The sequence below is a fragment of the Acinetobacter sp. 5862 genome (assembly GCF_024494585.1).
Lineage (GTDB): Bacteria > Pseudomonadota > Gammaproteobacteria > Pseudomonadales > Moraxellaceae > Acinetobacter.
Genome location: NZ_JANHGP010000012.1, coordinates 1 through 25,555 on the forward strand (window position 1 = coordinate 1; position 25,555 = coordinate 25,555).

Sequence of the window (25,555 nt, forward strand, 5' to 3'; positions counted from 1 at the left end):
GTTTAATTCGTCTGATCACAGATACTTTATAAAGCATTTTAATACTTTTTTGAATCTGTCAATGCGTAAGTCCTATATAATATTCACGCTTATGAATACCAACAGCAAACAATTCATCAGTCAGCAAAAAACCAAATAACAAACGCTGTTTTAATGGCAGTCTGGCAATTTCTTCACGAAAATATAGAGCATACAAATAATGCTGTGTGGTAATCAAAAATACTGAAATGATAATGGTGAGTGCAGGTGTACCCGCCATAACTAAACCCAGTGTCATCAACTGCGCTGCACCAGCAAAAACCAATGCAGACATTCCTATGGCTTGCCCAGTGGTCAGGCCAGCCTGAATCGCCATTGAGCCTGCCAGCAAGCCCCACGGCAATACCGCGAAACATAGCGGCAGTATTTTGATCACTCCTTGTAAAAAAGCATGCTGGGGGGAAGAAAGATTTTCAGTAGAATCTGGGGACATAAGAACAACAAGTTTGCGTTGGGAACTGAGGAATTATAATAAAGTTCAACATAAAAAGCGGAAAAATCATCTATTTTGAATGTAAAAAACCTCCCCGAAGGAAGGTTTTGTAAGTAGATTAAATTAGGTTATTTAGAACCTTTAATCCCTGCTTGTAATAACAAAGCACCTAAACCACCAATTTTTTGCTCTTGCGGTTTTTCAGTTTTTGGCTTGTTATTTTGTGGACGCTTAAAGTCACCTTCTTTACGTGGCGGACGTTGACCTTGGGGCTTACGCTCTGAACGTTCAGTTCGTTCTTGCTGTGGGCGCTGTTGTTGGCGTGGCGCTTTAGCAGGTGCAGAACCTTCTGCACGCATACTTAAGTTCACACGATTACGTTCCACATCAACTTGCATCACACGTACTTGCACAATTTGACCTGGTTTCACCACTTTATGTGGATCAGAAACAAATTCATTTGCAAGTTCAGAGATATGCACTAAACCATCTTGATGTACACCCACATCTACGAACGCGCCAAAGTTGGTCACATTGGTCACTACACCTTCAAGCTGCATGCCTTCAGTGAGTTGAGCAACTTCAGTAATATCTTCACGGAACTTGGCAGTACGAAACTCTGGACGTGGATCACGAGCAGGCTTTTCAAGTTCAGCTAAAATATCTTGAATCGTTGGCAAACCAAACTTGTCATCAACAAACTCATCTGCTTTGACTTGGCGAATAATTTCAGTATTACCAATAATGTCTTTTACTGTTGTGGCTTTTGCTGCAACAATCTTTTCAACCACGCCATAACTTTCTGGGTGAACCGCTGATGCATCCAATGGCTCAGAACCATTTTGAACACGTAAGAAGCCTGCTGATTGTTCAAAAGTACGCTCACCTAAACGTGGCACTTTTTTCAAGGCTTGACGGTTATCGAAACGACCATGTTCTTTACGATATTCAACGATTTGCTGTGCAATCGATTTATTTAAACCTGCAATATATGCCAAGATCGCTGGAGATGCGGTATTCACATCCACACCCACCGCATTCACACAGTCTTCAACCACAGCATCCAGTGTTTTTGCCAGACCAGTTTGATTCACATCATGCTGATATTGACCCACACCAATGGATTTCGGATCAATCTTCACAAGTTCAGCCAATGGATCTTGTAAACGGCGCGCAATTGACACTGCACCACGAATTGAAACATCAAGCTCTGGTAATTCTTGAGAAGCAAGTTCACTTGCCGAATAAACCGATGCACCTGCTTCACTGACCGTAATACGTGTGAGTTTTAAATCAGCATTGGCAGCCATCATCTCAGCAACAACGGCTTCGGTTTCACGACTCGCTGTACCATTACCAATTGCAATAAGTTCCACGTGGAACTCTCGGCATAAACGAGCTAACTCAGCAATTGAACCTTGTTTATCTTCTTTCGGTGCAAACGGGTAAATCGTGCTATGTGCGAGAACGTCGCCTGCATCACTCACAACCGCAAGCTTTACGCCTGTACGGATACCAGGATCAACACCTAAAGTGGTACGACCACCTGCAGGTGCAGAAAGGAGTAAATGACGTAAATTTTCAGCAAACACATCCATTGCTTCAGCTTCAGCAGCTAAGCGCTTATCAGTCAATAACGAATGTTCGATTTGCGGACGAATCTTACCAAGCCAAAATAATTTTGCAGTTTGTTTTAAATAATCTTGACGGCTTTGAGGCTGAATTTGTTCAAGATTATATTCAGTTTCAATACGAGCTAACGGCGTATCATCTTCGCCGTCTACTTTTAAACCCAATACATTTTCTTGACGACCACGTAACATCGCCAATAAACGATGCGAAGGTAATTTATTTAGGTTTTCAGAAAACTCAAAATAATCACGGAATTTTTTACCGACTTCTTTTTTCTCTTCAGAAGCAACTGCGCTCTTAAGAACTGCTGTTTTAGAGAAAATTTGTTTTAATTCAGTGGTTAATCCAATATTTTGTGCCCAGTCATCAATCAAGATATGCTGAATTGCATCAAGTTGGCTTTCGACATCTGGATAATCTTCATGACTAAAACCTGCCAATGCCTCAGTCGGATCAACTTGATCAGCAATAATTTTTTCAGCTATTGGACCTAGACCCGCTTCTTTTGCCTTAAATGATTTACTGGTACGTTTTGGACGGTACGGTGCATAAATTTCTTCTAATGCATTTTTAGTTTCTGCTGCATTCACACGCGCCAATAAATCATCACTTAATTTATCTTGTTCTTGTAAAGATTGAATCACCTTTTCACGACGCTCGTATAAATCACGTAGATAAGTTAAACGTGTGTCGAGTTGGCGTAATTGCGTATCGTCTAAGCCCTGCGTGACTTCTTTACGGTAACGTGCAATAAAAGGAACGCTAGCGCCTTCATCAATTAAACGAATAGCAGCTTCTACTTGGTTTGGACGTACGGCAAGTTCATTTGCCAACTGCTGAACTAAGTCAGTCATCGTGATTGATTCCACAAGGGTTAAGTCTAAAAGCACTGATTATAAAGTCCGTGACTATAAAATCCACTATTGTTTTTTTGAATATTTTTAGAGTAGATTATGCTAATTGATAAATACTTATAAAATACTAAGAATTTTTCGCCTAAATACTGAAAAATAGATCGATTGTCATAATTTTACCTGTATACATTTGGTATCTATCTCTTGATTTTATTGGCAATATTTGTTGCTTTATAACATAGCCAAAACTGTGCAATGAATCGTATACTCAAAGGTCTATTGATATTTCACAATCGCATTGCATAAAGACGATGACAATAAACGATAAAGGAGCACATCATGAGTTTAGTTGTACCTGCCGAATCGACGGAAACTGTACACCATGAGACAGACCGGGTCGAACGCATCTTAGTGGTCGATGATGATGTGCGTCTGCGTACCCTATTACAACGCTTTTTGGAAGATAAAGGCTTTGTGGTAAAAACTGCCCATGATGCAACCCAAATGGATCGTTTACTACAACGTGAATTGTTCTCGCTGATCGTGCTCGATTTTATGCTCCCAGTAGAAGATGGTTTAAGTATTTGCCGTCGTTTACGTCAATCTAATATCGACACACCGATTATTATGCTCACTGCACGTGGTAGCGATTCTGACCGTATTGCAGGTCTTGAAGCGGGTGCAGATGATTATTTACCAAAACCATTCAACCCAAATGAATTGTTGGCTCGTATCCGTGCAGTATTACGCCGCCAAGTCCGTGAAGTACCAGGTGCACCAAGCCAACAAGTGGAAGTGGTGAGTTTTGGTCCATGGTCGCTCGACCTTTCTACACGCACTTTAACGCGTGAAGGTCAGGTGGTCACGTTAACGACAGGTGAATTTGCAGTATTAAAAGCTTTGGTTCAGCACCCTCGCGAACCTTTAACTCGTGATAAATTGATGAATTTGGCACGTGGTCGTGAATGGGGTGCTATGGAGCGCTCGATTGATGTCCAAGTCTCTCGTTTACGTCGTTTAATCGAAGATAATCCTGCGCGTGCCCGTTATATTCAAACGGTTTGGGGTGTAGGTTACGTATTTGTTCCAGATGGTGCAGAGTAAGCTTAGGAAATTCTTCATTGAAACTTGAACCAATTGATCCACAAGCATTTACAGATTTCGCGACTTATTCAGAAAGACCGCGAACAAAATGGGAACGTTTTTTAGATAAAATTAAACCACGTTCTGCGGCCATGCGTACCACGATCTTGGTATTGTTCACGGTCGTTTTTAGCTTGTTTATGTCCTTGTGGTTCTTTTGGCGAACTTTATATTTACCAGAATTACAACAACATGCGCGTTATCTCGCCATTGAGCTTGAATTAGTCAATAATCCAGATATCCGTATTTTACATCGTGATACAGAAGTTGATATTGATACATGGCTTAAAAACCGTATTGGTATTGAATACATCACTGACCCCAAACAATTTCCAAAAATTGAAGATAAATTCTTAGCCGAGTTATTTACCAACCAAATCGAAACCAAACTTGCGAAAGAGCTGGGAGTCGATAACGCTGATAACGTTACTGTATATTTTAAATTCAAACCAATACCACGTATTTGGATTCAAACGCCTGAAATGCATGGCAACTGGGTGCGTGAACCACTAAAAACGTATACTAACTACAGCGTGGAACTGATTGCAGCATGGCTATTTGGCGTTCCAATTATTTCTTCAATTATTATTTTAATTTTAGTCCGACAAATGAATCGACCATTACGTCGATTACAGAATGCTGCCAACAATTATAGTAAAACTGGTAAAGCACCTTATCTTGATACCAATCATGGGCCACTCGAAATACGTCAAGTAAACCAAGCATTCAACCATATGGTATATACGCTTGAGCAAACTGAACGCGATCGACAAATCATGCTAGCAGGGATTTCACATGATTTGCGTACGCCTCTGACGCGTATTCGCCTGACCGCAGAAATGCTCCCAGATGAGTTTTTCCGCGAAGGTCTAATTTATGATGTGGATGATATGGATGCGATCCTGAATCAATTTATTTCGTATATGCGAGATGGATCTGATGAAGAACTATCACAAACCAATATCAATACATTGCTTCAAGAAGTCGCTGTACAATTTAAGCCCTTAGATATTCGTTTTGAAGCACAAGAGTTACCTATCATTCCTGCCCGAAGCCTATCTTTAAAACGTTTGATTGCAAATTTAGTCAACAACGCCAAACGTTATGGCGCAGAACCAATTGAATTATCGGCAAGCCATGTTGATGATCATATTCTGATTAGCGTCGCTGATCATGGTGAAGGTATTCCACCAGATCAAGTTGAAGAACTCATGCAACCCTTTGTTCGTGGTAATTCAGCACGCACGATTCAAGGAAGTGGCCTCGGCTTAGCCATTGTAAAACGTATTGTTGACATTCATCAGGGACAAATTAGCATTCGCAATCGCGAGCAAGGTGGTTTAGAAGTGGTGATTTCACTTCCACTCAACCATGAAAATCTTGAAGAATCTCAAACGAATGCAATTGATAAAATTAAACAGAGCATAACTGAACATTTTTAGAACAATTCATACTGGAAAAATAACTCTTTTTATCTCTGAAAAAGTATCACGCATTTCACATATTAGACCTTAGCCGTAGTCCAATTCCCTTTTCAAGTTTTAACGCTAAAATCCATATCTAACTAAGAAGTATATTGAGAATGGATCATGTCTTTAAGTCGTATTCGCCTTGCTACCCTACATGACAAAGTGATGAGCGCTGAACAGGCTGCTCGCTTTATTAAAAATGATATGACGGTTGGTATGAGTGGTTTTACTCGTGCTGGAGAAGCGAAAGCTGTGCCACAAGCATTGGTCGAACAAGCTAAAAAAAATCCGTTAAAAATCACATTAATTACAGGTGCAAGCCTAGGGAATGACTTAGACAAGCAATTGACGGAAGCAGGTGTACTTGCTCGTCGTATGCCATTCCAAGTTGATAATACTTTACGTCGTGCCATTAATAATGGTGAAGTAATGTTTATCGACCAACATTTGTCTGAAACTGTTGAGCAAATGCGTAATCAACAGCTTAAACGTCCAGATATTGCTGTGATTGAAGCGGTTGCGATTACAGAAGATGGTCATATCGTACCGACAACCTCTGTAGGCAACTCTGCAAGTTTCGCAATTTTTGCTGAAAAAGTGATCGTTGAAATTAATACCTCATTGAGCGAAAACTTTGAGGGTTTACACGATATTTATATTCCAACATATCGTCCAACACGTACTCCACTTCCATTAACTCAAGTCGATGATCGTATTGGTTCAACTGCAATCCAAATTGACCCAGCAAAAATCGTAGGCATCGTTTTTAATAATACGGCCGACTCACCTTCAACTGTGACTGCGCCTGACGATGAAACTCAAGGGATTGCAAATCACCTCATCGCTTTCTTTGAAAAAGAAGTTGCTGCAGGTCGTTTAGCGAAAAATCTAGGTCCTTTACAGGCAGGTATTGGTTCAATTGCAAATGCAGTTTTGACTGGTCTTAAAGATTCTAACTTTGAAGATTTGGTCATGTATTCTGAAGTATTACAAGACTGTACTTTTGAATTGATTGATGCTGGCAAAATGAAATTTGCTTCTGGTAGCTCAATTACGCTATCTGCACAATGTGGTGAGCGCGTATTTGGCAATCTTGAACACTACAAAGATAAATTAGTATTACGCCCACAAGAAATTTCTAACCACCCTGAAATCGTACGTCGTTTGGGGATTATTGGGATTAATACAGCACTCGAGTTCGATATTTACGGCAACGTGAATTCTACGCATGTTTGCGGTACAAAAATGATGAATGGTATCGGCGGTTCAGGTGATTTTGCACGTAATGCTCACCTTGCAATCTTTGTTACCAAGTCAATCGCAAAAGGTGGTGATATTTCATCAATCGTACCAATGGTAAGCCACGTTGATCATAATGAGCATGATGTTGACATTCTGGTAACTGAAGTTGGTTTAGCAGATTTACGTGGCTTAGCACCTCGTGAGCGCGCACGTGTGATTATTGACAACTGCGTACACCCACTTTATCAAGCTGCCTTAAATGACTATTTTGATCGTGCCTGCGAGCGCGGTGGCCATACACCTCATATTCTTCGTGAAGCACTGTCATGGCATGCGAACTTCGAAGAAACAGGTCATATGTTAGCAAACGAAAAATTAGCAAAAACTGCTTAATTTTTTGCTGCACATCTTGAAAAAGGCTGAATCTATTTGATTCAGCCTTTTTCGTTTTGATCAGAATTTCAGACCATATGAAACACCTAAAATATGCTGATCCATTTCAAGGTTAGCTTCACCACCGCCAAAGTTCAAAGGAATAGATTGACTTCCTTTTACGGTTTCTTTCAAACCATAGGTATATGCAACACTAAGCTCCTGCGCACGATCAATATTCCACGTCGCCCCCACGCTGAGATGATCTTGAATTACACCAGGTGCAAGAATATTCAAGAACGTTTGATCTTGGGGAATTGGCTGATCATTATGGCTATATCCAGCTCTTATCGTCACTTGTGGATTAACTTGATATGCCGCACCAATCTTGTAAATGTTGATATCTTTCCAACCAAAACCCTGACCTTTTTCTGAACCAAAACCATTACCCGCCATCACCGAAGCTAGACTAAAAGGATTTCCAACTGAATCTACATCCGAATAATTAATACGCGCTATATCGGTTAATACAGTTAATGCAGGCGTCAATTGAAAAGCGGCTCCTACACCGTAGCTCTCTGGTACATCAAAACCTCCTGCTTGAGCAAATAAACCGCGATATTGATCAAATTTGTCCGATTTAATTTTTGAAGAATAATTTGCACCAACAGTTACGACATCATTTAGCTTGGCACTCCAGCCGACTTTAACACCTATGCCTGTAGCAGAGTCCTTACCATTATTACTCAGTTTTTGCCCATCAACAGAAAATGGTGCAAAACCTGAAATTCCTTTAGCTTCAAATCGTTGATAAAGAATGTTGGTCGCAATACCGATGGATTGGTTTTCGCTATAACGCCAAGCCACAGATGGAGAAATAAAAATCTGCGCTAAATCCACCCCTGCTTCACCTGTATTCCCAAAAGCTGCATACGGATTTTTCTTGTAGGAGGTATTCATACCGCCGTTACCATAAATCGCTAAACCCAAAGCAACCGTATCATTTACTTTCTTATTTACCGCAAATTCAGGTAGAACAAAATATTCACGACCATTGCCACTGTATTGACCATTGGCACCTGCCAAATTCCCCTCAATTTCAGCAGAACGCTTAGGGTTAAATATAGTCGCGCCAATATCGACACGACTGTCTAACCAAGCCAATCCAGAAGGATTATTCGCAATCGTTAAAGCATCGTTAAATGCCGCTATGGAGGCTCCTGCGTTTCCCTGCACCTTTACCCCATAGCCATGCATAAAATAACCTGTTGTCGCGAATACTGATGACGATAAAGCGGATAAAAATAATGTAGGAAGTGTAAACCCAAGCAACTTTTGCATAACTTATCTTCAGTAAAAATAATATATGTACAAGTATATTGTTTTTCTTTTATTCAGATAACTAAGTTAATTTGAGAAGCATATTCTTTTTATTCATAAACAGATTTTTTGATCAAAACATATCCCATTTTGCTTCATGCATAAAAAAGCCCTAAACTTGAGTTTAGGGCTTTTTGAATATGGTGGGGGACCCTCAACCGAATTGAAGCCTGTAACCATTATGCAGCAAGGCTTTTATGTTTTACGATTTCATTTATACCAACAAAAATACCAACAATACGCAAAAGTACCCCCTATTTTTGAGCAATAAATTATTTTTTCGCTTCCTCTTTTTGGTGGAACGCAAAACCTAAATATTTGATCTACTCACCTTACTGGTGGCTCAGATTTAGAATCTTATCCTTTATGAGTAGCTTAAAGATACTCACTAACTATCTTTGAGCTAGTCACTTGCATGGGTTTCGGTGATTACCGAAACGATAACGTAATCCTAAATTAACTTAGCCGTCCAAGTGGCTGATTAAGTAGCTTGGTTGTTTAGATGCGCTCAAATTTGAGCATATCCCCCAGTGGGGGTAATCCTATGTTCAGGTTATTTGTAGCAGTAAACCGCCCGAATAATCACACTGTAATTCTATTGGGATTTTTAGCCTTAAAACCACATTTCCCTGTATCCCTCGCGTGCGCGCGCGTAGTTGTTGCGAAACTCAACTTTACGCACTGGAGAAAGTTAAGGGATGCCCATATTTTGGGTATCGGTACTGGTGACTGTACGAAAGTTCGTAGTTCATTACTGAGCGCAATTTTGCGTTTACCTTAGAAAACATGGACTTAGCCAACGCAATTTTACGCTGTCATGCTGTTAGTAAATGTTAGTTTTTCGGACTGCTTTAAAAATACAAAACCTTATAAAACCTAGTATTCAGAGATGCTCAAACGCTTTGAACCCCACAAAACCCCACTTTCATTACGGCATGATTACGGCATGTTTGTTATCAATTGTTATGGTTTGGACTACTGCAAAATACTGCATCTCAATTGCTGCTCGGACTTGTCAAAACTTGACATTGATAACCTGTCAAAACCTGTTATTCAAAACCGTGTCATTTTTTTAAAATAGTGTTTTGGGTGCGAACTTCACTGCGTACTTGTTCTTTGCGTACCAACTTATCAGACTTGTTAGAACCTGAGTTTTCCGTAGTAGTTGCTAAAAAATCCTAAGAAATCCTAAGCTCAAAACATGACATTTGAACGCGGTAGCTGTAAGCAATAGTAAGCACCTTTAACTTAATTTTAACTTTTTAACAAAAACAGAAATTTTTTTATACGTGCGGATGGTGGCGGTCTCCGCTTTGGGTTAATCCATAAGTTATGACTCCCCCCACTGGTTAGCCCTATCCAGTTTTGGATTGACCTTAAAAAACAATAAATTATTGATAGAACAATCAACACTTGCACTCTATAAAAAGGCTGCTTTGTTGTACGTAGTGATACAAGATAGGTATTCGTTAAAAACGGCGTAAACTTTGCTGCGACTGCATTTAAGCATGATTATCTTGACCATTCAGCCAATAAAAAAGCTCCCCATATTTAGGGAGCTATCCGTGCCAAGTTATCTAGCATCATAACAACTGTAGAACATCCGCCCGAATCTCGGTTACTTCACGATCTGCGCCACTTTGGTCTTTCCATTTTCTTGTTCTCAAGCTGCCCTCAATGTAAACCTTTCCGCCTTTCTTGAGATACTTACTCGCAATCTCGGCTAAACGTCCGTTGGTGCTGATTCTGTGCCATTCTGTGGCCTCTTTGCGTTCTCCAGTGGTCTTGTCTTTCCAGAACTCGGTAGTTGCAACACTGAATGTCGTAATGCTACCGCCGTTGGGAAAATTCTTAGTTTCAGGGTCACGACCTAGCACACCCATTAAAATTACTTTGTTCACGTTTGGCATTGTTCAACTCTCAAATATATTTCATTTATCTAAAAAGCTGACTAAATGACTAAATTGCTCTGTAACTATTGATATATAAGGCTTTGCGTTCAGCAGTCACCCAAAACCGCTATGACTAAATGACTAAATGAAAAAATTAATGATAAAAATCCATTTAGTCACTTAGTCACTTAGTCAAAACGTGACTGCTAAGTGAAAAGCCTTGCCCTGTAAGGCTTTCAGGCTCATTTAGTCATTTAGTCACGATTCCAGTAATAAGGGATTAATTACAACGTACCTTGTGCGCCCTATGGATTCGATCTTGATATGATTTGAGTCCTCTAGTTGCTGAATAACCATTTCCAAAAGGTTTTTGTTTTTCTGCATTGGTCTAGGGCATGAAGTTTGTATATATGAGTAAGTAAGTCTGTCTGTTTTTTGCTGCACACATTTACCGACAATCCACTTAATCAGCTTTTCGGCATCACTTTCCGCTTTAATCTCAATTTCTGCATACATTGCCCATTCATTTAATGAATGCTTAACGACCTCACAAGCTCCTTGTAGGGTTTTGCCGTCAATCTGTTGCAATCCCTCAAAATAAGCAAATACCGTTGCTAAACGGCGTGCTAATTGGCTTGCACGGCTCGCAAATGCTTGTAGGTACTCAAAACGCTTGCCTACACGTTGTAGCGACTCGATGACGTTATAAAACTCTGTATCAATCGCTATGGCTTCATTATTCATAGGAATGACATACCGCCCATTATGCAATTCATGCTCTGTCTGTACCTGTGGGCAGCTATCAAGCAATGATTCGCACCGTGTCCAATAAGCAATAAGCCTGTGGTCTTTGTTGGCGTTTTTGTTGCGATATGCTGCATTTTGTAGGCGTGTGCCTGCCAAGTTTTCAGGAATAGTTAAGAGGAATCTAGGTAAAAAGCCTTGCCCTCTCAGCACTGGGTCTTTTAAGGCATTGTCTAAAACTTCATGCTGACCTTGTAAATTAAACGTCACCCGAACATCATGCGCCCGACCACTGCCATTGAGGTTTGATTTTGAGCGTGTACGTTCCACATATCCATCATCAAACAATTTCGTATAACCGCCTAGTGCTTGGTTACGTGTATCGGCTTTCATGGTATGCCCACCGAAAAATTGACCTGCTTCATCACTTGAGATTGAAGCATTTTTCAAGATTCCATCAATAAACAATCCTGCAATAGATTCAAGGGTAATGTCACTGTATAGAGTGCTTGGGTCACTCGGTGGAGGATTCTCTGCACAGTACGCTTCACGGTCTTTTTTTGGTAATCCTGCTAGACCGCTTTTCCATTGCTCTAACTCGGTTCGATATATTTCGTACTGCTTGCGCTCATAGTCTAAAATCGCACGATCTGCTAGATTTTTGCTTGTACTCTTACGGCTTCCGCTTTGCCCCTCAGTCAGTAGAAACAAGCTGCATGGCTCGCCGTGTGCCTTGAATCTATCAGGTGCATTTACTTTAGCTTGGGCAATATGTGACATTGCACCAATCACACACTGGGCAGTCATAGCTATTGGTGATTGCACATACTCGGAGATTGCCAAAACTGCTTCTTTAGCCAATAAGGGTAGTGCATCAATAGGGTAAGGGTTGTTTGCTACTAATTCCGCTTGTTGTAGTGGCAGTAACTCGCCCCAGTGTTGAGAATCTACATCTTGATTGAATGCACCAGATTCAATAATTTGCTTCCGTTTCTCAAGAAAAAACGTTTCTATTTGTTGAGAGGTAAACGCTCTAAAAGAGTCATCAACTTGAACAAATAAATCTGAATTATCTTTAGGTGCAGACTTGCCTGCAATCAATCTAAAAACATTTTCAGGCATACCACTGTTTAAAATCTTGTATGCTTCATCTAAACTTTGATGCAGCAAAACCGCTTTGCCTGCCTTAGCAAGTTGAATAAATAAATCCATATCATTTGTACCGACTACATACGATAAATGAGGTTTATTTAAACTGCTTGCAAATACTCCAGCTTCACCAATCAAAAACGATACTTTCTGAGAATCAATTTCTTTGTGTGGTGTCTGCTCTGTGTCGTATTTTTTGGCGATACCTTTGATTGCATAGCCTATAACCTCGCTCAATTGGATTGGATTTATGAGCGTGTAGGCTTCGCAATTTTCACAGTTATAACTAGGCAATTTAGAACAAATATAGCTCTCAGGCTTAACTTTGAGATTGCGCTCATCAATACAATTTGTCGCAAAATCTTCTAGCTGAAAAAACTCTACCCGATGCCCTGTTACTGGGTCGATATTGACCACTATAGGCGTTGGTTTATTTAAAATATCGGGGTGTTTTGCATTCATACCTCACCCCCTTGTCCTTTCCATTCTTGTTCGTATTGTTTTGCTGTTTTTTCATGATAGGCATGACGTTCTTCTGCAAGATATGAGTACATATCTAAAACTGTACGCAAGTCATCAAAATAGATTTGATGTACACCTTGTTTCTGTAGTTTTTTGCTTAGGTCTATGAAGTCACGGCGAATACGATCAATAGCAGTGTGCATCCAGTTCATATCGTATTCAGCTAATGATTGAATATCATGCATGTCGCCAGCATCGTATTTTTTAGGTGTATTTGTAGAATTGTTTTGATTAGGCATGATGACTGCCTCCTTGTATTTTTGAGTTGAGATTCACGCTAATCTGAGAAATTAGGGTGAGGGGATTCACTCTCGGTATACAAGTACCGCCCGACATATTCACCATAGGCTTATTTTGTCGTGTCATCCCCTCATAGAGGGAGTACAGCCTTGTTTGTGTAGCTGAAACACTTGCGCCTGTTTTCTGCACAGCTTGAGAGGCTAGGCAAAAATTAAGCACAATAAAACCACAATGACGTTGTGGGGTGACGCTTGTATTTTTCGAGAGGTCTACAGCATAAGCGGAACGACTGCACGTTGCAAGAATTAAGCAAAACAAAACAAAACACACGCCTAAAAGTAAGCCTTTGAGTAACTCAAGAAAGATAATTTTCATGCTCACAACTCCTCTTGTATGATTTCTAGGACTTCAATCATTTGTGCTTGGATTTCTGACATTGAGAAGTTTTTTCCCTCCTCAATATCAATAATTAAACCGACTGCAACATCATAGATATTGGCTAACCGCAATTCGTCATCGGTCATGGATTGGCTGTCGGCTTGAGTTGCAGATTTAAAATCTATAATTTCGCTCATGCTGCCACCTCTTTTAATTCGTATCGGGCGTGTGTGCCTTTGCTGTTCAGGTTCTTTTCGTTATGGGTCACGATTTCAAAACCTTGCTTTCTTAATCGGTCAATGACAGCCGAAAGGCGGTAGCAGTCGCACAGCTCTATGGCTTCGGCTTGGCTTATGGTTTTGCCTTGTTGTAGGTGGTCTAGGATGACAGTTTGATGATTCATGGTTATGCCTCCAGTCCTTGCGCCTGCATCCATGCCTGCACATCAGATAAACGCCATACTGTGACGTTGCCTAATTTAATTGGTTGAGGAAATTCACCTTGTTTCACCCATTGCCATATCGTCTTGTCAGATACGCCTAGAATGCCCCTAGATGCTGGACGTGCGGAGATGCGCTTGGTTTGCCCTTTGCACTTGCCTGTTTTATGGGTTTGGATGCGTTCCTTGCGTTCGGGGAAATTAGCAAGGTCTTTGATACGTAGGAAAGCATCAGGGTTTTGTAGAATGGCTATTGTCATAGATTCACCTATCAATTAAACAATTCCCCTGTCAGTTCGTGGCAAGGGCGATAGATGCATCTAAACAGGTGAGATAATACGGCCCACAAGGGGCTTAAACGCAAAAAGAAAGGACGTAAAATTTACGTCCCTATAAGTACCTACCAATAAAATCATATAGTTAGAATATTATTTATTTTCTAATAATCTTTTTCTTGATTGGTGTAAGTCCCTAAATGGTGTAGCAATCTCTCTAATTCGCCGTGTTGGTGTATCGTCTTGCTCTCCATTATACGGCGTATTATTTTTTATCCATGTATTAGCTTTATTGTTATGGCTATCGGCTTTCGGGTTATTAACATACACGTCTAGCCACAACTTAATAGAATAGACTAAGTCAGGGGCATATCTATCTGTTTGGGTTTCATCAAGAATCAACGCTAGAATGTCAGGGTTATCGTCCTGAATAGTTGGATGTGTCTCCAGTTCCTGAATTTTAGATTTTAAATCCTGAATTTCTGTTGTTTGATCTGCTAAAAGATTCCTAAGCCGTGCAATTTCAGCATTTAGACTTTCAATGTTTGGTTCAGGTTGTTGGATGGTTGGGATTCCAACTTTTTCAATAGGTTTTATGGATGTTTTTTTAGTAACAACTCCCCAAAAGCCTAAATTGTTAATTGCGGAAAGTTCCCAATAATAATTTTTAATTTTTTCTTTCAGTTGATGGGATAAAGATTTTTCTTGAGAAGTAATACCCCCATTTAAATCAGACTCAGACTTAATATCTTTTAAAATTTCGTATGTGCTATAAATTTCTTTTTTGTCGTTATCAATATCAATAAAATCCAAGTATTCTGATTGTCTATAACAACATATATTTTCATCAATTTTATAATGTAGCAAAACCATTACCGCTTTATAGACACTCCCCTCATGGAGGGCAAGCAATTCAACTGCCGTGCTAATATTTATAAATTTGTTTTGATTCTGGTCTATTTCTTCAAATAACCCCATACATGCCTCCCACAGCATTCCCCAAAAGGTCACTAGGTCAACATATTGGGTATATGCTTTCGGATGCCTCCTAGACCTAGCTCGCCCAGTATATTAAACCGCTTAGGTAGTGGCTAGGTGTGGAAAGTATTAGCACGGCGTTATTTGTCGTCTATATGTTATGCGGTCTTATGCTTAGGGAATGGAATGAGATTCTGTTTTAGACTATCGAGATAGTCCGCCCATTGCTGCATCATCTTTTTACGCTGCGCTATAAACTTAGTACGGTTGTAGGCTGTACCCAAGTTATCAGCGACCTTGTGAGCCAATTGATGCTCAATAACGCTTACAGGGATGCCCATTTCTTCATTAAGAATGGTTCTAGCCATTGCCCTAAAACCATGCCCTGTGATTTCTTCCTGTGTGTCATAACCTAAACGGCGTATTGCTGCATTGATTGCGCCGTCACTCATAGGGATTTTATTGTTTCGGTAGCCAACAAATATATGTTCATGCTGACCTGTTAAGCATTGCAGTTCTTTTAAAATCTCGATTGCCTGTTTTGACAAAGGTACAATATGATCTTGCTTGGTTTTGGTAATGAAGTAACGCCACTCTTGTTTATCAAAGTCTATTTCACTCCATTTGGCTTTTCTTAATTCGCCAATTCTCACAAAGAACAAAGGTGCTAATTTAAATGCACTTTTTACAACAAGTGTTGTATTGGGAATGCTATCTATTGCCCTTAAAAATTCGCCTACTTTGCTTGGGTCTGTAATCGCTGCAAAGTTCCTTGTTTTTACGGGGAGTAATAAACCGTGTAATGCTTGGCTTGGGTCGTTTTCATTTTTACCTAATGCCATGCCGTACCTAAATATCTGGCCACATTCCTGTAATGCTCGTTTGGCTGTATCAGGTGAGCGTCCCTCAATACGTTTAATCACGCTCAATAGATCAGGTGATTTAATACTGGCAATATCCATTGCGCCGATAAACGGAAATATATCCGCCTCTAAACGTGCTTTGGTTTTTACACTGGTGCTTGCTGCCCATGTCTCTACTTTTTTCCTATACCACTCCATTGCCACATATTCAAAGCTATGCTCGCCGTTTAACTGGGTTAGGTTGCTCTTTTTAGCTTGGTTAGGGTCTATGCCCTCATTTAGCGTTTTCTTTGCCTCTGATAGCTTAATTCTTGCATCTGCTAACGATAGATCAGGATAGCTTCCCAAAGTAAGTGAACGCTGCTTGTTTTGGTATCGGTAGGCATATATCCAAGTCTTGCGACCAGTCGGAAAAACATGCAGTTGTAGCCCGTTGGTATCGCTGTATTTATCAGGCGTTTTTTTATTGGGATTGGCTTTAATTCGTCTTAGCTGTGCATCAGTCAACATAAGGCTTTCCCCCTTATTTGTTGGTATAAAATCTAGCGGACTGTTGGTATGAAATTAGGGCATTTGTTGGTATGAAATTGTTGGTATTGCTTTATACCAACAAAAATACCAACAAAGTATAGGTGATTAAGGGGGGTGGATGGTAGTGGCTAGGGGTATAAAAAAAGGCTTAAACCTTTATGATTTAAGCCTTTGGTAATGTCTAGTAGTGTCTATTCTTATCAATTTGGTGGCGGGACCCAGGATCGAACTGGGGACACACGGATTTTCAATCCGTTGCTCTACCGACTGAGCTATCGCGCCAATGGGGTGTATTAAGCCGTATCTCAGCTCAATAGTCAATAATTATCCTGAGCTTTTGATTTGATTGCCCATTTTTCACGCAATCAATTTTGGGTAAAAAAAATCCCCGATGGGATCGGGGATTGAAAATACAATTTATGGTGGCGGGACCCAGGATCGAACTGGGGACACACGGATTTTCAATCCGTTGCTCTACCGACTGAGCTATCGCGCCAAAGTGGGCGTATTAAACAATGTTTACACACGTGCGTCAAGCAAATTTGTGGATTTTCTTATCAAACGTCTAATTTTACTGCAAATCGCAAACCAATTAGACTTTAATTCTAGATTTTGCCCAAATGCGATAAACAACGATGAATTGCCCCACAACCTGGTTCAAAATGCTTTACACCTTGTTCCTCTTCTATACGGCACACTTCTTCAACCAAACGCTCTGCAACCCCACGTCCACGATTGGATGGATGTACGACAATATATTCTAAAACACGGCTTTCACCTTGTCCTGTTGCCCAAATTGCACCTATAATTTTGGTGTTAAATTCAGCGGTATAAACTGTGGTATATTGCTGTAGATTTTGCGCAAGTTGCTCCATTGCATCTTGCCCATCACCAAACTCTGGGCTGGTATCGTAGAGTCGCTCGAGCTGAGTACGAATTCCTAGATTATCTAGTGTACTGTAAGCATGTACGGTAATAGGCATTGATAAACCCTCCTGAGCAAACTATGATGCTGTCACTTTTTCGTCACAGCGAAACTATCGGTTTTTAATTCTATCATTTTTGACGTTTTTTGAGGAACGTGTCCATGACGCAACGTATCAGTGAAGTGGTAAGAAACACCAACGAAACCAAAATTCGAGTTCGTCTCAATCTCGATGGTACGGGTCAAGGCACACTCAACACTGGAGTTCCATTTTTAGACCATATGATTGATCAAATCAAGCGTCATGGTTTATTTGATATCGATATTCATTGCGATGGTGACTTAGAAATTGATGATCACCATACTGTTGAAGATTGTGGAATCACCTTGGGGCAAGCATTTGCACAAGCTTTAGGTGATAAAAAAGGCTTACGTCGTTATGGGCATTTTTATGCACCACTTGATGAAGCACTTTCTCGCGTTGTTGTTGATCTATCTGGTCGTCCGGGTTTATTTATGGATATTCCATTCACTCGCGCTCGTATCGGCACATTTGATGTCGATTTGTTCTCTGAGTTTTTCCAAGGTTTTGTCAACCATGCGTTAATGACCCTGCATATTGACAACCTGAAAGGAAAAAACAGCCACCACCAGATTGAAAGTGTGTTTAAGGCATTGGCTCGCGCATTGCGTATGGCATGTGAAATTGATCCACGTGCAGAAAATACCATTGCTTCGACCAAAGGTAGCTTGTAATGACACGTATTGCTTTACTTGATTATGGTATGGGTAATTTACACTCTGCAGCAAAAGCTTTAGAGCATGTGGGTGCAACTGTCGATGTGACCAATGATCCAAAACTGATTGCTAAAGCAGATAAAATTGTATTTCCTGGTGTAGGTGCTATGCGTGATTGTATGCAAGGCATGCATGAAGCAGGAATCGATGAGGTGGTACGTCAAGCTGCGTTTAACAAACCTGTATTAGCCATCTGTGTCGGCATGCAAGCACTACTGCAAAGTTCAGAAGAAAATGGCGGTGTCGATGCTTTAGGTATTTTTGACGGTGTTGTTAAACACTTTCCAGAAATTCCAAACTTGAAAGTACCTCACATGGGGTGGAATCAAGTGCATCAACTTGATCCAAGTCATCCGATGTGGAATAACATTGAACAGGATGCACGTTTCTACTTTGTGCATAGTTACTATGTAGAACCAAAAGATCCAGCGATCACGGCAGCAACTTGTGATTATGGCGTGAATTTCTGTACGGCGATTCACAAAGACAATTTATTCGCGACCCAATTCCATCCTGAGAAAAGTCATATTGCTGGTTTGCAGTTGTTAAAAAACTTTGTGGAATGGAAGATTTAATCCAATCAAACAGCAGCAATACGCTGAATAACGATTTTCCATAATGAAAAAGCCAAGTTTTCTCACTTGGCTTTTTCATTTCCATAAAACTGTTTAAGCTCAACCAAAAGTTTTGAGTTTCATAAAATGGAAATGCAGCAACAAACAACTCTTTTAAAAACGGCGGTGGCCCTGCTTTTTCAGCGTTATTTTGTCAAAAGTAAAAAATAAGCACCTCAAACTGGGCGGTCAAGCATCTAAGTCCTCAACAAATCAATTATGCTGCCGCTGATGCTTATGCCGCATTGTTGATATACCAATACCTATATCATCAGCAGTTACTACCTCCTCAAATTCAACAACAAATAGTAAGAATACTTCAAGGTTCAGCAGACAAGGCTTAGCGATTGATCAATACTTTGTTAATATGTAGCCAATTTAAACTTTATGATGACGCTAGGAGCGAAAGCATGCTAATCATCCCTGCAATTGACCTGAAAGATGGTAAATGTGTTCGTTTAAAACAAGGGCGCATGGAAGACGATACCGTTTTCTCTGATGATCCTGTCGCAACTGCACAACATTGGGTTGATGAAGGCGCACGTCGTTTACATTTAGTTGATTTAAATGGTGCTTTCGCAGGTACGCCAATTCATAAACCTGTGGTGGAAGCGATTGCACGTGCACAACCAGAACTTCCAATTCAAATTGGTGGTGGTATTCGCTCACTTGAAACCATTGAGCACTATTTGGAAGCAGGCGTATCTTTCATCATCATTGGCACAAAAGCAGTAAAAGAGCCTGAATTTGTTGAAGAGGCATGCAAACGCTTTGCAGGCCATATCATTGTTGGTATTGATGCCATCAATGGTATGGTTGCGACAGATGGCTGGGCAAATGTAACTGACGTGAAGGCAACTGATCTTGCAAAACGTTTTGCAGATGCTGGTGTTTCAAGTATTGTGTATACCGATATCGCACGTGATGGCATGATGCAAGGTGTTAACGTTGAGCAAACGGTTCATTTAGCACAATACTCTGGCTTACCTGTGATCGCTTCAGGTGGTGTGACCAATCTGGATGATGTTCGCAACTTAAAAGGTCAGCAAGGTATTTTAGGTGCAATTACAGGTCGCGCAATTTATGAAGGCACATTAAACCTTCGTGAAGCACAGCTCTTGTTGGATGATAATCGTCTTTAATTCAGTACAAAAGAAGCTATCTTTTCGGTAGCTTCTTTTTTATTTAATACAACACATTACGAATAAATTTTAATACGCTTGTACCACGATTAATATAACGATAGCTCACATCACTTTCAAAAAGCATTGACTGACCTGCGCAAATCACACGAGTTTCATTTTCAAACTCAAGGCTTAACTCACCTTCTAAAACATAAATGAGTTCTCTCCAGCCGATTGGATCTGCATCAGCACAATATTCCTCTCCTACCGCAAGTGACCAATTCCACAACTCAGTTTGGGTATGTGTTGGTACAGCAGCCAAAAGAGTAGCATGGCTGTCTTGAGCTTTTCCTTGCCATGCAAGCGCATTCACAATTGCGTTTTCACTAAGCTCAGGATTACTCACAAGTCTTTTAAAATCGACAGCCAAAACAGCAGCAATCGCATCTAACTTAGCTAAACTAATATTTACTTGTCCTGTTTCCAAGGCAGCAATAGTCCGCCGACTCACACCTGCCCGATCTGCTAATTCTTGTTGGCTGAGTTGTGATTGATCGCGGAAATAACGAATATTTTTTCCTACATATTGCAGAACAGTGTCAGCTTGGCTCATTTACATTCGTAATCAAATTAATTTAAGTGCAATATATTGCACAAAACTATAAAATAATACAATATGTGCAATATATTGCACTCTCATATTAGGTTTGTTATTGTGACAACTTTATCTCAATCTCCCAAAGCAGCTCAATTTGCACTTATTTTCATTACCATGATTTGGGGTGGAACATTTCTAGCGGTGCAATACGCCCTGAATTTTAGTAGCCCTATGTTTTTTGTGGGCTGTCGTTTTGCTATCGCAGCCTTGGCGATTTTTTTAATCTCAATGAAATCAATGCGTGGATTAAATCTAAAAGAGGTTTTAGCAGGAACGGCGATTGGTACCGTGATTGCGATTGGTTATGGCACCCAAACCATTGCATTACAAACGATTTTAAGTAGTGAATCTGCTTTTCTAACCGCACTGTATGTACCTCTCGTCCCAATTTTAATGTGGGTTATTTTCCAAAAAAGACCTTCTCTCATGACATGGTTAGGGACAGCACTCGCTTTTATTGGACTAGTTCTTTTAACTGGCAATGGTATCTCCAATATCAGTCTAAGCTATGGACAAACACTGACCTTAATTTGTGCCTTTGTGATTGCACTTGAGATTATTTTGATTGGTTATTTCGCAGGAAAAGTTAATTTAAGACGAGTCACCGTTATTCAATTGGCTGTTGCATCATTCTTATCATTTGCCAGTATGCCATTGGTTGGCGAACATAATATTCCTAGTTTTTCATGGCAATTAAGCATTCTAGTGATTAGTTTGGGTTTAGCCAGTGCACTGATTCAGTTTGTGATGAATTGGGCACAACGAATGGTCGATCCAACCCGCGCTGCAATTATTTATGCAGGTGAGCCTGTTTGGGCAGGTGTGTTTGGAAGAATCGCAGGCGAGCGACTGCCTTTACTGGCATTGCTGGGAGGTTTAATGGTGGTTCTGGGGGTGTTGGTCAGTGAGTTAAAATGGAACAAGCCCAAACAAAAAGAGCACTAAAAAGCGCTCTATGCTGCTGATGACTCTTTCTTTTTGATTAACATACACGAATGCACATACTCAATAATCATGGTTGATCAAATTTACTGATACATTGGCTTATTATCATTTAATGCAATTAAACCTCGAATTGCTCGATATACAATCCACACCCATCCAGCAAAAATCACGAACCCACAAAATATAGTACTTGAGAGTGCGACACCTGCAAAAGCATTGGCATTATCGCCTGTAAAAAACAGAAAGAAAAATGGGATAAATGCAATGATATTCCAGGCCAGATACCACCAAAAGGTACGAATTTGCCAAGTAAAATGACTCTCAAAAATTGAACCTTGCACATCACTACGTTTTACATAGTTAATAATCAAAGCAATAATCGCCAATAAACCAGCACTAAAAATCGCAATGATATAAAGGACATAGAGAACCAAAGTTAAGGTACGGTTTGGATCTTGATCAACGGAATAATTCATTTTTATTTATCTCAAAAAACTCCCCTCCCAATCAATAAAACACATTGAGTGGAGAAATTAACCAACATATCAACAATATATGAAAGATTATGGTACAGAAATAAATCTTACGAAACGGTTGTTTTTGTGTTTTATGTCTCAGTTTTTGCTGAGCAAACCACCCTCCACACCAACCACCCAAAGAGTCCACGATATGCAAAGTCTGCTCTGGAACACGGCGATTTCCCAATTGTGCTGCTTCTTTGTCTTGCGCATACAACCAATAACTAACGACATTCATCAAGCTAACAAACAGCAAAGTATACGGCGGCAGCAATTTACTAAAGCTTGCAATCAGCATAAATACAATATAAATCACAATACCAATCTGCATCGCTGACCAACGCTTGGCAGATGTCGGCTGAGCAGGTTTGCTGCGATGTTCAATTACTTGTGATGCTTTTAAATAAGTTGCTTGCTGAGCGCGATAACGACCGCGCTCATCCAAAATGACCACATATTCCAAGGCACACCCCACAATTGGACGCGGCCCTGTGCGAGCAAAGTCTTTGATATGGATAAAAACACGATCTTTATGTGCATCATTCGGTTGAATAAAGCCATAGCCTTTATCATCGAACCATTCAACTAAACGCCCTTGATCTCGCATATTCCTACCCTAAACCTAAAACTTGTTGTAAACGGTTTTGTAACATCATGCGCATTTCCATAGGGTCTTTTTGTGAAATATCTTCACCTGTCCGCCCTTCTGCTGCATTTTTCTGTGCGACCTGTAAACGCATACACCAAAAACGACAAGCAGCCATTGCTAGGAAAATATCCAGACAAGCCAATTCATCTTGTGTCAGTGGACGAATGCTTTGATAAGCACCTAAGAATGCCTCAGCTTTTTCTATATCCAAATGGGCTTGGGGATAAGCTGTACAGAAGTCATTGATACTAATCGCAATATCAAATAGCCATTCATCTTGATTGAGTTCATAAAAATCAAGAATACCTTGTAATTGATCTCCCTGAAACAAGGTATTATCCCGAAATAAATCAGAATGAATAAAGCCTATTGGTCTGTTTGGATATGCTTGCGTAATCACTGTAAATAAGTGAAAGACCTGATTTAAAAGTTGTTGATCTGCTTGAATCAATTGAGGACGTAATTGGTTTGCTACTTCAGACCAGTATTGATGATTGCGATTAAAATCACGTTCCAAAGGAAAGCCCTGCAAAGCCAAATGCAATTTTGCCTGCGCTTGAGCAATCGCCTGTACTTGTTTAATACTGGCTTGTTCAGGATGTTCACCCATCAAACGAGGTGCAATTTGAGCAGGTTTATCTGCAATGCTATGAATCGCCTGCCCATTGTATTTTAAGGGCACCGCCACAGGTACGCCTGCCTTACCCAAACAATCCAGTACAGGTACCAGTTCACCTGCCCCCTCAGCATCTAATTCTTCAAAAACCGTTAAAACATAGTGTTGTTTTGATTGATCCACCAAAAAATAATTGGTGTTTTGAATACCGCCTTGGATTGGAATCAGGTCAATTACTGCTAAACCATAAGGCTCAGCGAATGCTTGAACTTCTTCTAAACTCAACGGGGTATAAACCGACATGGAAAACCTGCAAAAAATAGCTGTGAAGTTTGATAGAATACCTGTTCCCTCCATGAAGGTGTAGCACCCCTTTCTTTATTGGCGATTTTTTGGAAAATTTTATGCTCGCAAAACGTATTATCCCTTGCTTAGATGTTGATAATGGTCGAGTCGTCAAAGGCGTTCAATTCCTTGATATTCGTGACGCAGGTGACCCTGTTGAAGTCGCACGTCGTTATAACGAACAAGGCGCCGATGAAATTACATTTTTAGATATTACTGCTACCCATCATGGACGCGATACGACTTACCGTACGGTAGAACGTATGGCTGAAAGCGTGTTTGTACCTTTAACTGTTGGTGGTGGTGTCCGTAAAGTTGAAGATATTCGCCTATTACTAAATGCGGGTGCTGATAAAGTCAGTATCAACTCGGCAGCGGTATTTACACCTGAGTTTGTTCAAGAAGCTTCTCAACGTTTTGGCGCACAATGTATTGTGGTCGCAATTGATGCGAAAAAAACTGGCGAAAATAAGTGGGAAATCTTTACCCACGGTGGTCGTAAGCCAACAGGAATTGATGCGATTGAATGGGCTGTGAAAATGGCTGACTTCGGTGCGGGCGAATTGCTGATTACCAGTATGGATGCCGATGGAACCAAAGCGGGTTATGACATTGCCTTGATGCGTCAGATCAATGATCGTGTCAATATTCCGACCATCGCATCAGGTGGCGTAGGTAATTTACAACATTTGGCTGACGGAATTTTGAAAGGTGGTGCAGATGCGGTACTGGCTGCTTCAATTTTCCATTTTGGTCAACACACGATTCCTGAAGCTAAGCAATATTTGGCTGAGCAAGGGATTGAAATGCGTCTCTAAAGCCTTCTAGCACATTGCTTTGAGCGTATTTCTACGCTCAAGCTGTTTCTCTTTCTAAATACAATATTTCCGCTTAGTCCTGTCGTTACTTTCTAATTCGGTTTATGTTCAATTTGTGCAGTCTTGGACTGAGCAACATCCAATTGTAAAGCTGTCCCTTTAAATTCGAGTTGTGCATTGTGTTGCATGACTTGCTCAATCTGTTCAATACGTTTAGTAACAACTAAATCGATATGAGCCTGCATCTGTTTTTTACTCTCAACCACCGAATCCAGTACAGTCTGACGGCGTTCATTCAATTTTTTCAGTTGTTCAGTTTTAAAATCAAAATGGGTTGCCATTTCCCGATCAATGCCTTGCATAAACATTTTATGGCTGGCTGAATCTTCTGGAAATTTATTTGCCATATCCAGTAATTGTGGTACTTTTTCAAACATAAATTGATCATTTTCAATGTCTTTGGCAAGATCAGCATACATGGCTTCCACTTTCTGCACCTGTTCACGGCTGCCATTTTCTAGCAAGATAAGACGTTCTTCAGCCAATATATTGACTTCCTTAAGCATATTCATCATTGCACCCTGCATGGCTTGAAATCCCCGACAACGTGCTTCAATCATTGCCACTTCAAGTTGTGCATTGAGCTGCATCAATTCCTGTTGTGCTTCTTTGACCAAATGAACTCGTTCATTTTCCAGTTTAGCCACTTCAACCTTATCTGGGTCGTAATTGGTCACGGTTGAACTGCTAGATGAGGAATATGAACCACCATAATCTCGTCCACCGCCACCACTTGATGAACTGCTACTAAAGAAATCTGTTACTGTATTCCATGCACTGCTTGCGAAATCAAGTAAACCCATAATCTATTTCCCCTATTTAATTACGATGCGGGTTTATGCAATAAATCCCTACAAAGTCAACTATATAAATTCATATAGGCGTATTGCATACACCCATTTGATTTGAC

The 25,555-nt window shown here is 40.4% G+C and carries 26 protein-coding genes, 2 tRNA genes and 2 pseudogenes; 10 read left to right on the forward strand and 20 right to left on the reverse strand.

Going from position 1 to position 25,555, the window contains the following annotated elements:
• Window positions 1-73 precede the first annotated feature (73 nt).
• Together NO346_RS01280 and NO346_RS01285 are read right to left on the reverse strand one after the other, a co-directional pair.
• Window positions 74-472, reverse strand: a pseudogene (locus tag NO346_RS01280) (AzlC family ABC transporter permease); the annotation flags it as partial.
• Between the two features lie 128 nt (window positions 473-600).
• A complete protein-coding gene (locus NO346_RS01285; protein WP_256413958.1) occupies window positions 601-2,958 on the reverse strand; it encodes a Tex family protein in 2,358 nt (785 codons plus the stop codon).
• Between the two features lie 339 nt (window positions 2,959-3,297).
• On the opposite strand from NO346_RS01285, the gene ompR reads away from it, so the two are divergent.
• From ompR to NO346_RS01300, 3 genes are all read left to right on the forward strand, one after another.
• Complete coding sequence (gene ompR, locus NO346_RS01290) at window positions 3,298-4,062, forward strand: two-component system response regulator OmpR (RefSeq protein WP_004657337.1); 765 nt, start codon at window positions 3,298-3,300, stop codon at window positions 4,060-4,062.
• A 17-nt stretch (window positions 4,063-4,079) separates the two neighbouring features.
• Window positions 4,080-5,543: an ATP-binding protein gene (locus tag NO346_RS01295; protein WP_256413959.1), complete on the forward strand. Its 1,464-nt coding sequence runs from the start codon at window positions 4,080-4,082 to the stop codon at window positions 5,541-5,543.
• Window positions 5,544-5,690: 147 nt separating this feature from the next.
• On the forward strand, window positions 5,691-7,205 hold the full coding sequence (locus tag NO346_RS01300) for an acetyl-CoA hydrolase/transferase family protein (protein ID WP_046739932.1): 1,515 nt from the start codon (window positions 5,691-5,693) through the stop codon (window positions 7,203-7,205).
• Between the two features lie 60 nt (window positions 7,206-7,265).
• Here NO346_RS01300 and NO346_RS01305 read toward each other — a convergent pair whose 3' ends face one another.
• Window positions 7,266-8,525: an OmpP1/FadL family transporter gene (locus NO346_RS01305; protein ID WP_256413960.1), complete on the reverse strand. Its 1,260-nt coding sequence runs from the start codon at window positions 8,523-8,525 to the stop codon at window positions 7,266-7,268.
• Between the two features lie 583 nt (window positions 8,526-9,108).
• On the opposite strand from NO346_RS01305, the gene NO346_RS01310 reads away from it, so the two are divergent.
• Window positions 9,109-9,345 carry a hypothetical protein gene (locus NO346_RS01310; protein WP_256413961.1) on the forward strand — a complete coding sequence of 79 codons (237 nt, stop codon included), beginning with the start codon at window positions 9,109-9,111 and terminating at the stop codon, window positions 9,343-9,345.
• Window positions 9,346-10,147: 802 nt separating this feature from the next.
• On the opposite strand, the gene ssb is transcribed toward NO346_RS01310, so the two are convergent.
• The 12 genes from ssb to NO346_RS01370 form a co-directional block, all read right to left on the reverse strand.
• Entirely contained in the window at window positions 10,148-10,474 is a 327-nt protein-coding gene (gene ssb, locus NO346_RS01315) for a single-stranded DNA-binding protein (protein ID WP_371924478.1), read from the reverse strand.
• Window positions 10,475-10,714: 240 nt separating this feature from the next.
• Window positions 10,715-12,811 (reverse strand): DUF3987 domain-containing protein, encoded by a 2,097-nt coding sequence (locus NO346_RS01320; RefSeq protein ID WP_256413962.1) that lies wholly within the window; start codon window positions 12,809-12,811, stop codon window positions 10,715-10,717.
• Window positions 12,808-13,110, reverse strand: a complete 303-nt coding sequence (locus NO346_RS01325; RefSeq protein WP_256413963.1) for a hypothetical protein — start codon at window positions 13,108-13,110, stop codon at window positions 12,808-12,810. Before NO346_RS01325 ends, NO346_RS01320 begins: the two co-directional genes overlap by 4 nt.
• Window positions 13,103-13,486, reverse strand: coding sequence for a hypothetical protein (locus NO346_RS01330; RefSeq protein WP_256413964.1), 384 nt, complete (start codon window positions 13,484-13,486; stop codon window positions 13,103-13,105). The genes NO346_RS01325 and NO346_RS01330 overlap by 8 nt, the downstream gene beginning before the upstream one ends.
• Before the next feature lie 2 nt (window positions 13,487-13,488).
• Window positions 13,489-13,686, reverse strand: coding sequence for a hypothetical protein (locus tag NO346_RS01335; protein WP_256413965.1), 198 nt, complete (start codon window positions 13,684-13,686; stop codon window positions 13,489-13,491).
• Window positions 13,683-13,892: a helix-turn-helix domain-containing protein gene (locus NO346_RS01340; RefSeq protein ID WP_208728066.1), complete on the reverse strand. Its 210-nt coding sequence runs from the start codon at window positions 13,890-13,892 to the stop codon at window positions 13,683-13,685. Before NO346_RS01340 ends, NO346_RS01335 begins: the two co-directional genes overlap by 4 nt.
• A gap of 2 nt (window positions 13,893-13,894) precedes the next feature.
• A complete protein-coding gene (locus NO346_RS01345) occupies window positions 13,895-14,188 on the reverse strand; it encodes an AlpA family transcriptional regulator (protein WP_256413966.1) in 294 nt (97 codons plus the stop codon).
• A gap of 168 nt (window positions 14,189-14,356) precedes the next feature.
• Entirely contained in the window at window positions 14,357-15,181 is an 825-nt protein-coding gene (locus NO346_RS01350; protein WP_256413967.1) for a hypothetical protein, read from the reverse strand.
• 158 nt (window positions 15,182-15,339) lie between these two features.
• Complete coding sequence (locus NO346_RS01355) at window positions 15,340-16,554, reverse strand: integrase arm-type DNA-binding domain-containing protein (RefSeq protein WP_256413968.1); 1,215 nt, start codon at window positions 16,552-16,554, stop codon at window positions 15,340-15,342.
• Between the two features lie 227 nt (window positions 16,555-16,781).
• Window positions 16,782-16,857, reverse strand: a tRNA-Phe gene (locus NO346_RS01360).
• A 138-nt stretch (window positions 16,858-16,995) separates the two neighbouring features.
• Window positions 16,996-17,071 (reverse strand) — tRNA-Phe (locus NO346_RS01365).
• A 109-nt stretch (window positions 17,072-17,180) separates the two neighbouring features.
• A complete protein-coding gene (locus NO346_RS01370; protein ID WP_005156683.1) occupies window positions 17,181-17,558 on the reverse strand; it encodes a GNAT family N-acetyltransferase in 378 nt (125 codons plus the stop codon).
• A gap of 104 nt (window positions 17,559-17,662) precedes the next feature.
• Between NO346_RS01370 and hisB the strand changes: the two genes are divergently transcribed.
• From hisB to hisA, 4 genes and pseudogenes are all read left to right on the forward strand, one after another.
• The gene (gene hisB, locus NO346_RS01375; RefSeq protein ID WP_000194096.1) at window positions 17,663-18,256 is read left to right on the forward strand and encodes an imidazoleglycerol-phosphate dehydratase HisB; all 594 of its coding nucleotides are present in this window, start codon (window positions 17,663-17,665) and stop codon (window positions 18,254-18,256) included.
• Entirely contained in the window at window positions 18,256-18,873 is a 618-nt protein-coding gene (hisH, locus tag NO346_RS01380) for an imidazole glycerol phosphate synthase subunit HisH (RefSeq protein WP_005156686.1), read from the forward strand. Before hisB ends, hisH begins: the two co-directional genes overlap by 1 nt.
• Window positions 18,874-19,026: 153 nt before the next feature.
• Window positions 19,027-19,256: pseudogene (locus tag NO346_RS01385) on the forward strand (3'-5' exonuclease domain-containing protein 2); the annotation flags it as partial.
• 66 nt (window positions 19,257-19,322) lie between these two features.
• Window positions 19,323-20,054, forward strand: coding sequence for a 1-(5-phosphoribosyl)-5-[(5-phosphoribosylamino)methylideneamino]imidazole-4-carboxamide isomerase (gene hisA / locus NO346_RS01390; RefSeq protein WP_256413969.1), 732 nt, complete (start codon window positions 19,323-19,325; stop codon window positions 20,052-20,054).
• Window positions 20,055-20,097: 43 nt separating this feature from the next.
• Here hisA and NO346_RS01395 read toward each other — a convergent pair whose 3' ends face one another.
• Window positions 20,098-20,649 (reverse strand): XRE family transcriptional regulator, encoded by a 552-nt coding sequence (locus NO346_RS01395; protein WP_249570943.1) that lies wholly within the window; start codon window positions 20,647-20,649, stop codon window positions 20,098-20,100.
• Window positions 20,650-20,751: 102 nt separating this feature from the next.
• Here NO346_RS01395 and NO346_RS01400 point away from each other — a divergent pair, with 102 nt between their 5' ends.
• Window positions 20,752-21,639, forward strand: a complete 888-nt coding sequence (locus NO346_RS01400; RefSeq protein WP_256413970.1) for a DMT family transporter — start codon at window positions 20,752-20,754, stop codon at window positions 21,637-21,639.
• Between the two features lie 83 nt (window positions 21,640-21,722).
• Here NO346_RS01400 and NO346_RS01405 read toward each other — a convergent pair whose 3' ends face one another.
• From NO346_RS01405 to NO346_RS01415, 3 genes are read right to left on the reverse strand one after another with little or no spacing between them, the layout of a single operon-like run.
• Window positions 21,723-22,115, reverse strand: a complete 393-nt coding sequence (locus NO346_RS01405; protein ID WP_256413971.1) for a hypothetical protein — start codon at window positions 22,113-22,115, stop codon at window positions 21,723-21,725.
• Window positions 22,116-22,146: 31 nt separating this feature from the next.
• Window positions 22,147-22,764 (reverse strand): DUF1294 domain-containing protein, encoded by a 618-nt coding sequence (locus NO346_RS01410; protein WP_256413972.1) that lies wholly within the window; start codon window positions 22,762-22,764, stop codon window positions 22,147-22,149.
• A gap of 4 nt (window positions 22,765-22,768) precedes the next feature.
• Window positions 22,769-23,725 carry a homoserine kinase gene (locus tag NO346_RS01415; protein WP_256413973.1) on the reverse strand — a complete coding sequence of 319 codons (957 nt, stop codon included), beginning with the start codon at window positions 23,723-23,725 and terminating at the stop codon, window positions 22,769-22,771.
• Window positions 23,726-23,826: 101 nt separating this feature from the next.
• On the opposite strand from NO346_RS01415, the gene hisF reads away from it, so the two are divergent.
• Window positions 23,827-24,585 carry an imidazole glycerol phosphate synthase subunit HisF gene (gene hisF / locus NO346_RS01420; RefSeq protein WP_004659983.1) on the forward strand — a complete coding sequence of 253 codons (759 nt, stop codon included), beginning with the start codon at window positions 23,827-23,829 and terminating at the stop codon, window positions 24,583-24,585.
• Between the two features lie 92 nt (window positions 24,586-24,677).
• Here the strand turns inward: hisF and NO346_RS01425 are convergent, their stop codons facing one another.
• The gene (locus NO346_RS01425) at window positions 24,678-25,448 is read right to left on the reverse strand and encodes a hypothetical protein (RefSeq protein ID WP_256413974.1); all 771 of its coding nucleotides are present in this window, start codon (window positions 25,446-25,448) and stop codon (window positions 24,678-24,680) included.
• Window positions 25,449-25,555 lie beyond the last annotated feature (107 nt).

Excerpts from the sequence above, each read along its gene's own strand:
- hisH (WP_005156686.1), top strand. The coding sequence starts at position 18,256 with ATGACACGTATTGCTTTACTTGATTATGGTATGGGTAATTTACACTCT.
- ssb (WP_371924478.1), bottom strand. The coding sequence starts at position 10,474 with ATGCCAAACGTGAACAAAGTAATTTTAATGGGTGTGCTAGGTCGTGAC.
- NO346_RS01300 (WP_046739932.1), top strand. The coding sequence starts at position 5,691 with ATGTCTTTAAGTCGTATTCGCCTTGCTACCCTACATGACAAAGTGATG.
- NO346_RS01325 (WP_256413963.1), bottom strand. The coding sequence starts at position 13,110 with ATGCCTAATCAAAACAATTCTACAAATACACCTAAAAAATACGATGCT.
- NO346_RS01355 (WP_256413968.1), bottom strand. The coding sequence starts at position 16,554 with ATGTTGACTGATGCACAGCTAAGACGAATTAAAGCCAATCCCAATAAA.
- NO346_RS01345 (WP_256413966.1), bottom strand. The coding sequence starts at position 14,188 with ATGACAATAGCCATTCTACAAAACCCTGATGCTTTCCTACGTATCAAA.
- hisB (WP_000194096.1), top strand. The coding sequence starts at position 17,663 with ATGACGCAACGTATCAGTGAAGTGGTAAGAAACACCAACGAAACCAAA.
- NO346_RS01405 (WP_256413971.1), bottom strand. The coding sequence starts at position 22,115 with ATGAATTATTCCGTTGATCAAGATCCAAACCGTACCTTAACTTTGGTT.
- NO346_RS01395 (WP_249570943.1), bottom strand. The coding sequence starts at position 20,649 with ATGAGCCAAGCTGACACTGTTCTGCAATATGTAGGAAAAAATATTCGT.
- NO346_RS01320 (WP_256413962.1), bottom strand. The coding sequence starts at position 12,811 with ATGAATGCAAAACACCCCGATATTTTAAATAAACCAACGCCTATAGTG.
- NO346_RS01410 (WP_256413972.1), bottom strand. The coding sequence starts at position 22,764 with ATGCGAGATCAAGGGCGTTTAGTTGAATGGTTCGATGATAAAGGCTAT.
- NO346_RS01335 (WP_256413965.1), bottom strand. The coding sequence starts at position 13,686 with ATGAGCGAAATTATAGATTTTAAATCTGCAACTCAAGCCGACAGCCAA.
- NO346_RS01370 (WP_005156683.1), bottom strand. The coding sequence starts at position 17,558 with ATGCCTATTACCGTACATGCTTACAGTACACTAGATAATCTAGGAATT.
- hisA (WP_256413969.1), top strand. The coding sequence starts at position 19,323 with ATGCTAATCATCCCTGCAATTGACCTGAAAGATGGTAAATGTGTTCGT.
- ompR (WP_004657337.1), top strand. The coding sequence starts at position 3,298 with ATGAGTTTAGTTGTACCTGCCGAATCGACGGAAACTGTACACCATGAG.
- hisF (WP_004659983.1), top strand. The coding sequence starts at position 23,827 with ATGCTCGCAAAACGTATTATCCCTTGCTTAGATGTTGATAATGGTCGA.
- NO346_RS01305 (WP_256413960.1), bottom strand. The coding sequence starts at position 8,525 with ATGCAAAAGTTGCTTGGGTTTACACTTCCTACATTATTTTTATCCGCT.
- NO346_RS01350 (WP_256413967.1), bottom strand. The coding sequence starts at position 15,181 with ATGGGGTTATTTGAAGAAATAGACCAGAATCAAAACAAATTTATAAAT.
- NO346_RS01285 (WP_256413958.1), bottom strand. The coding sequence starts at position 2,958 with ATGACTGACTTAGTTCAGCAGTTGGCAAATGAACTTGCCGTACGTCCA.
- NO346_RS01330 (WP_256413964.1), bottom strand. The coding sequence starts at position 13,486 with ATGAAAATTATCTTTCTTGAGTTACTCAAAGGCTTACTTTTAGGCGTG.
- NO346_RS01340 (WP_208728066.1), bottom strand. The coding sequence starts at position 13,892 with ATGAATCATCAAACTGTCATCCTAGACCACCTACAACAAGGCAAAACC.
- NO346_RS01425 (WP_256413974.1), bottom strand. The coding sequence starts at position 25,448 with ATGGGTTTACTTGATTTCGCAAGCAGTGCATGGAATACAGTAACAGAT.
- NO346_RS01415 (WP_256413973.1), bottom strand. The coding sequence starts at position 23,725 with ATGTCGGTTTATACCCCGTTGAGTTTAGAAGAAGTTCAAGCATTCGCT.
- NO346_RS01310 (WP_256413961.1), top strand. The coding sequence starts at position 9,109 with ATGTTCAGGTTATTTGTAGCAGTAAACCGCCCGAATAATCACACTGTA.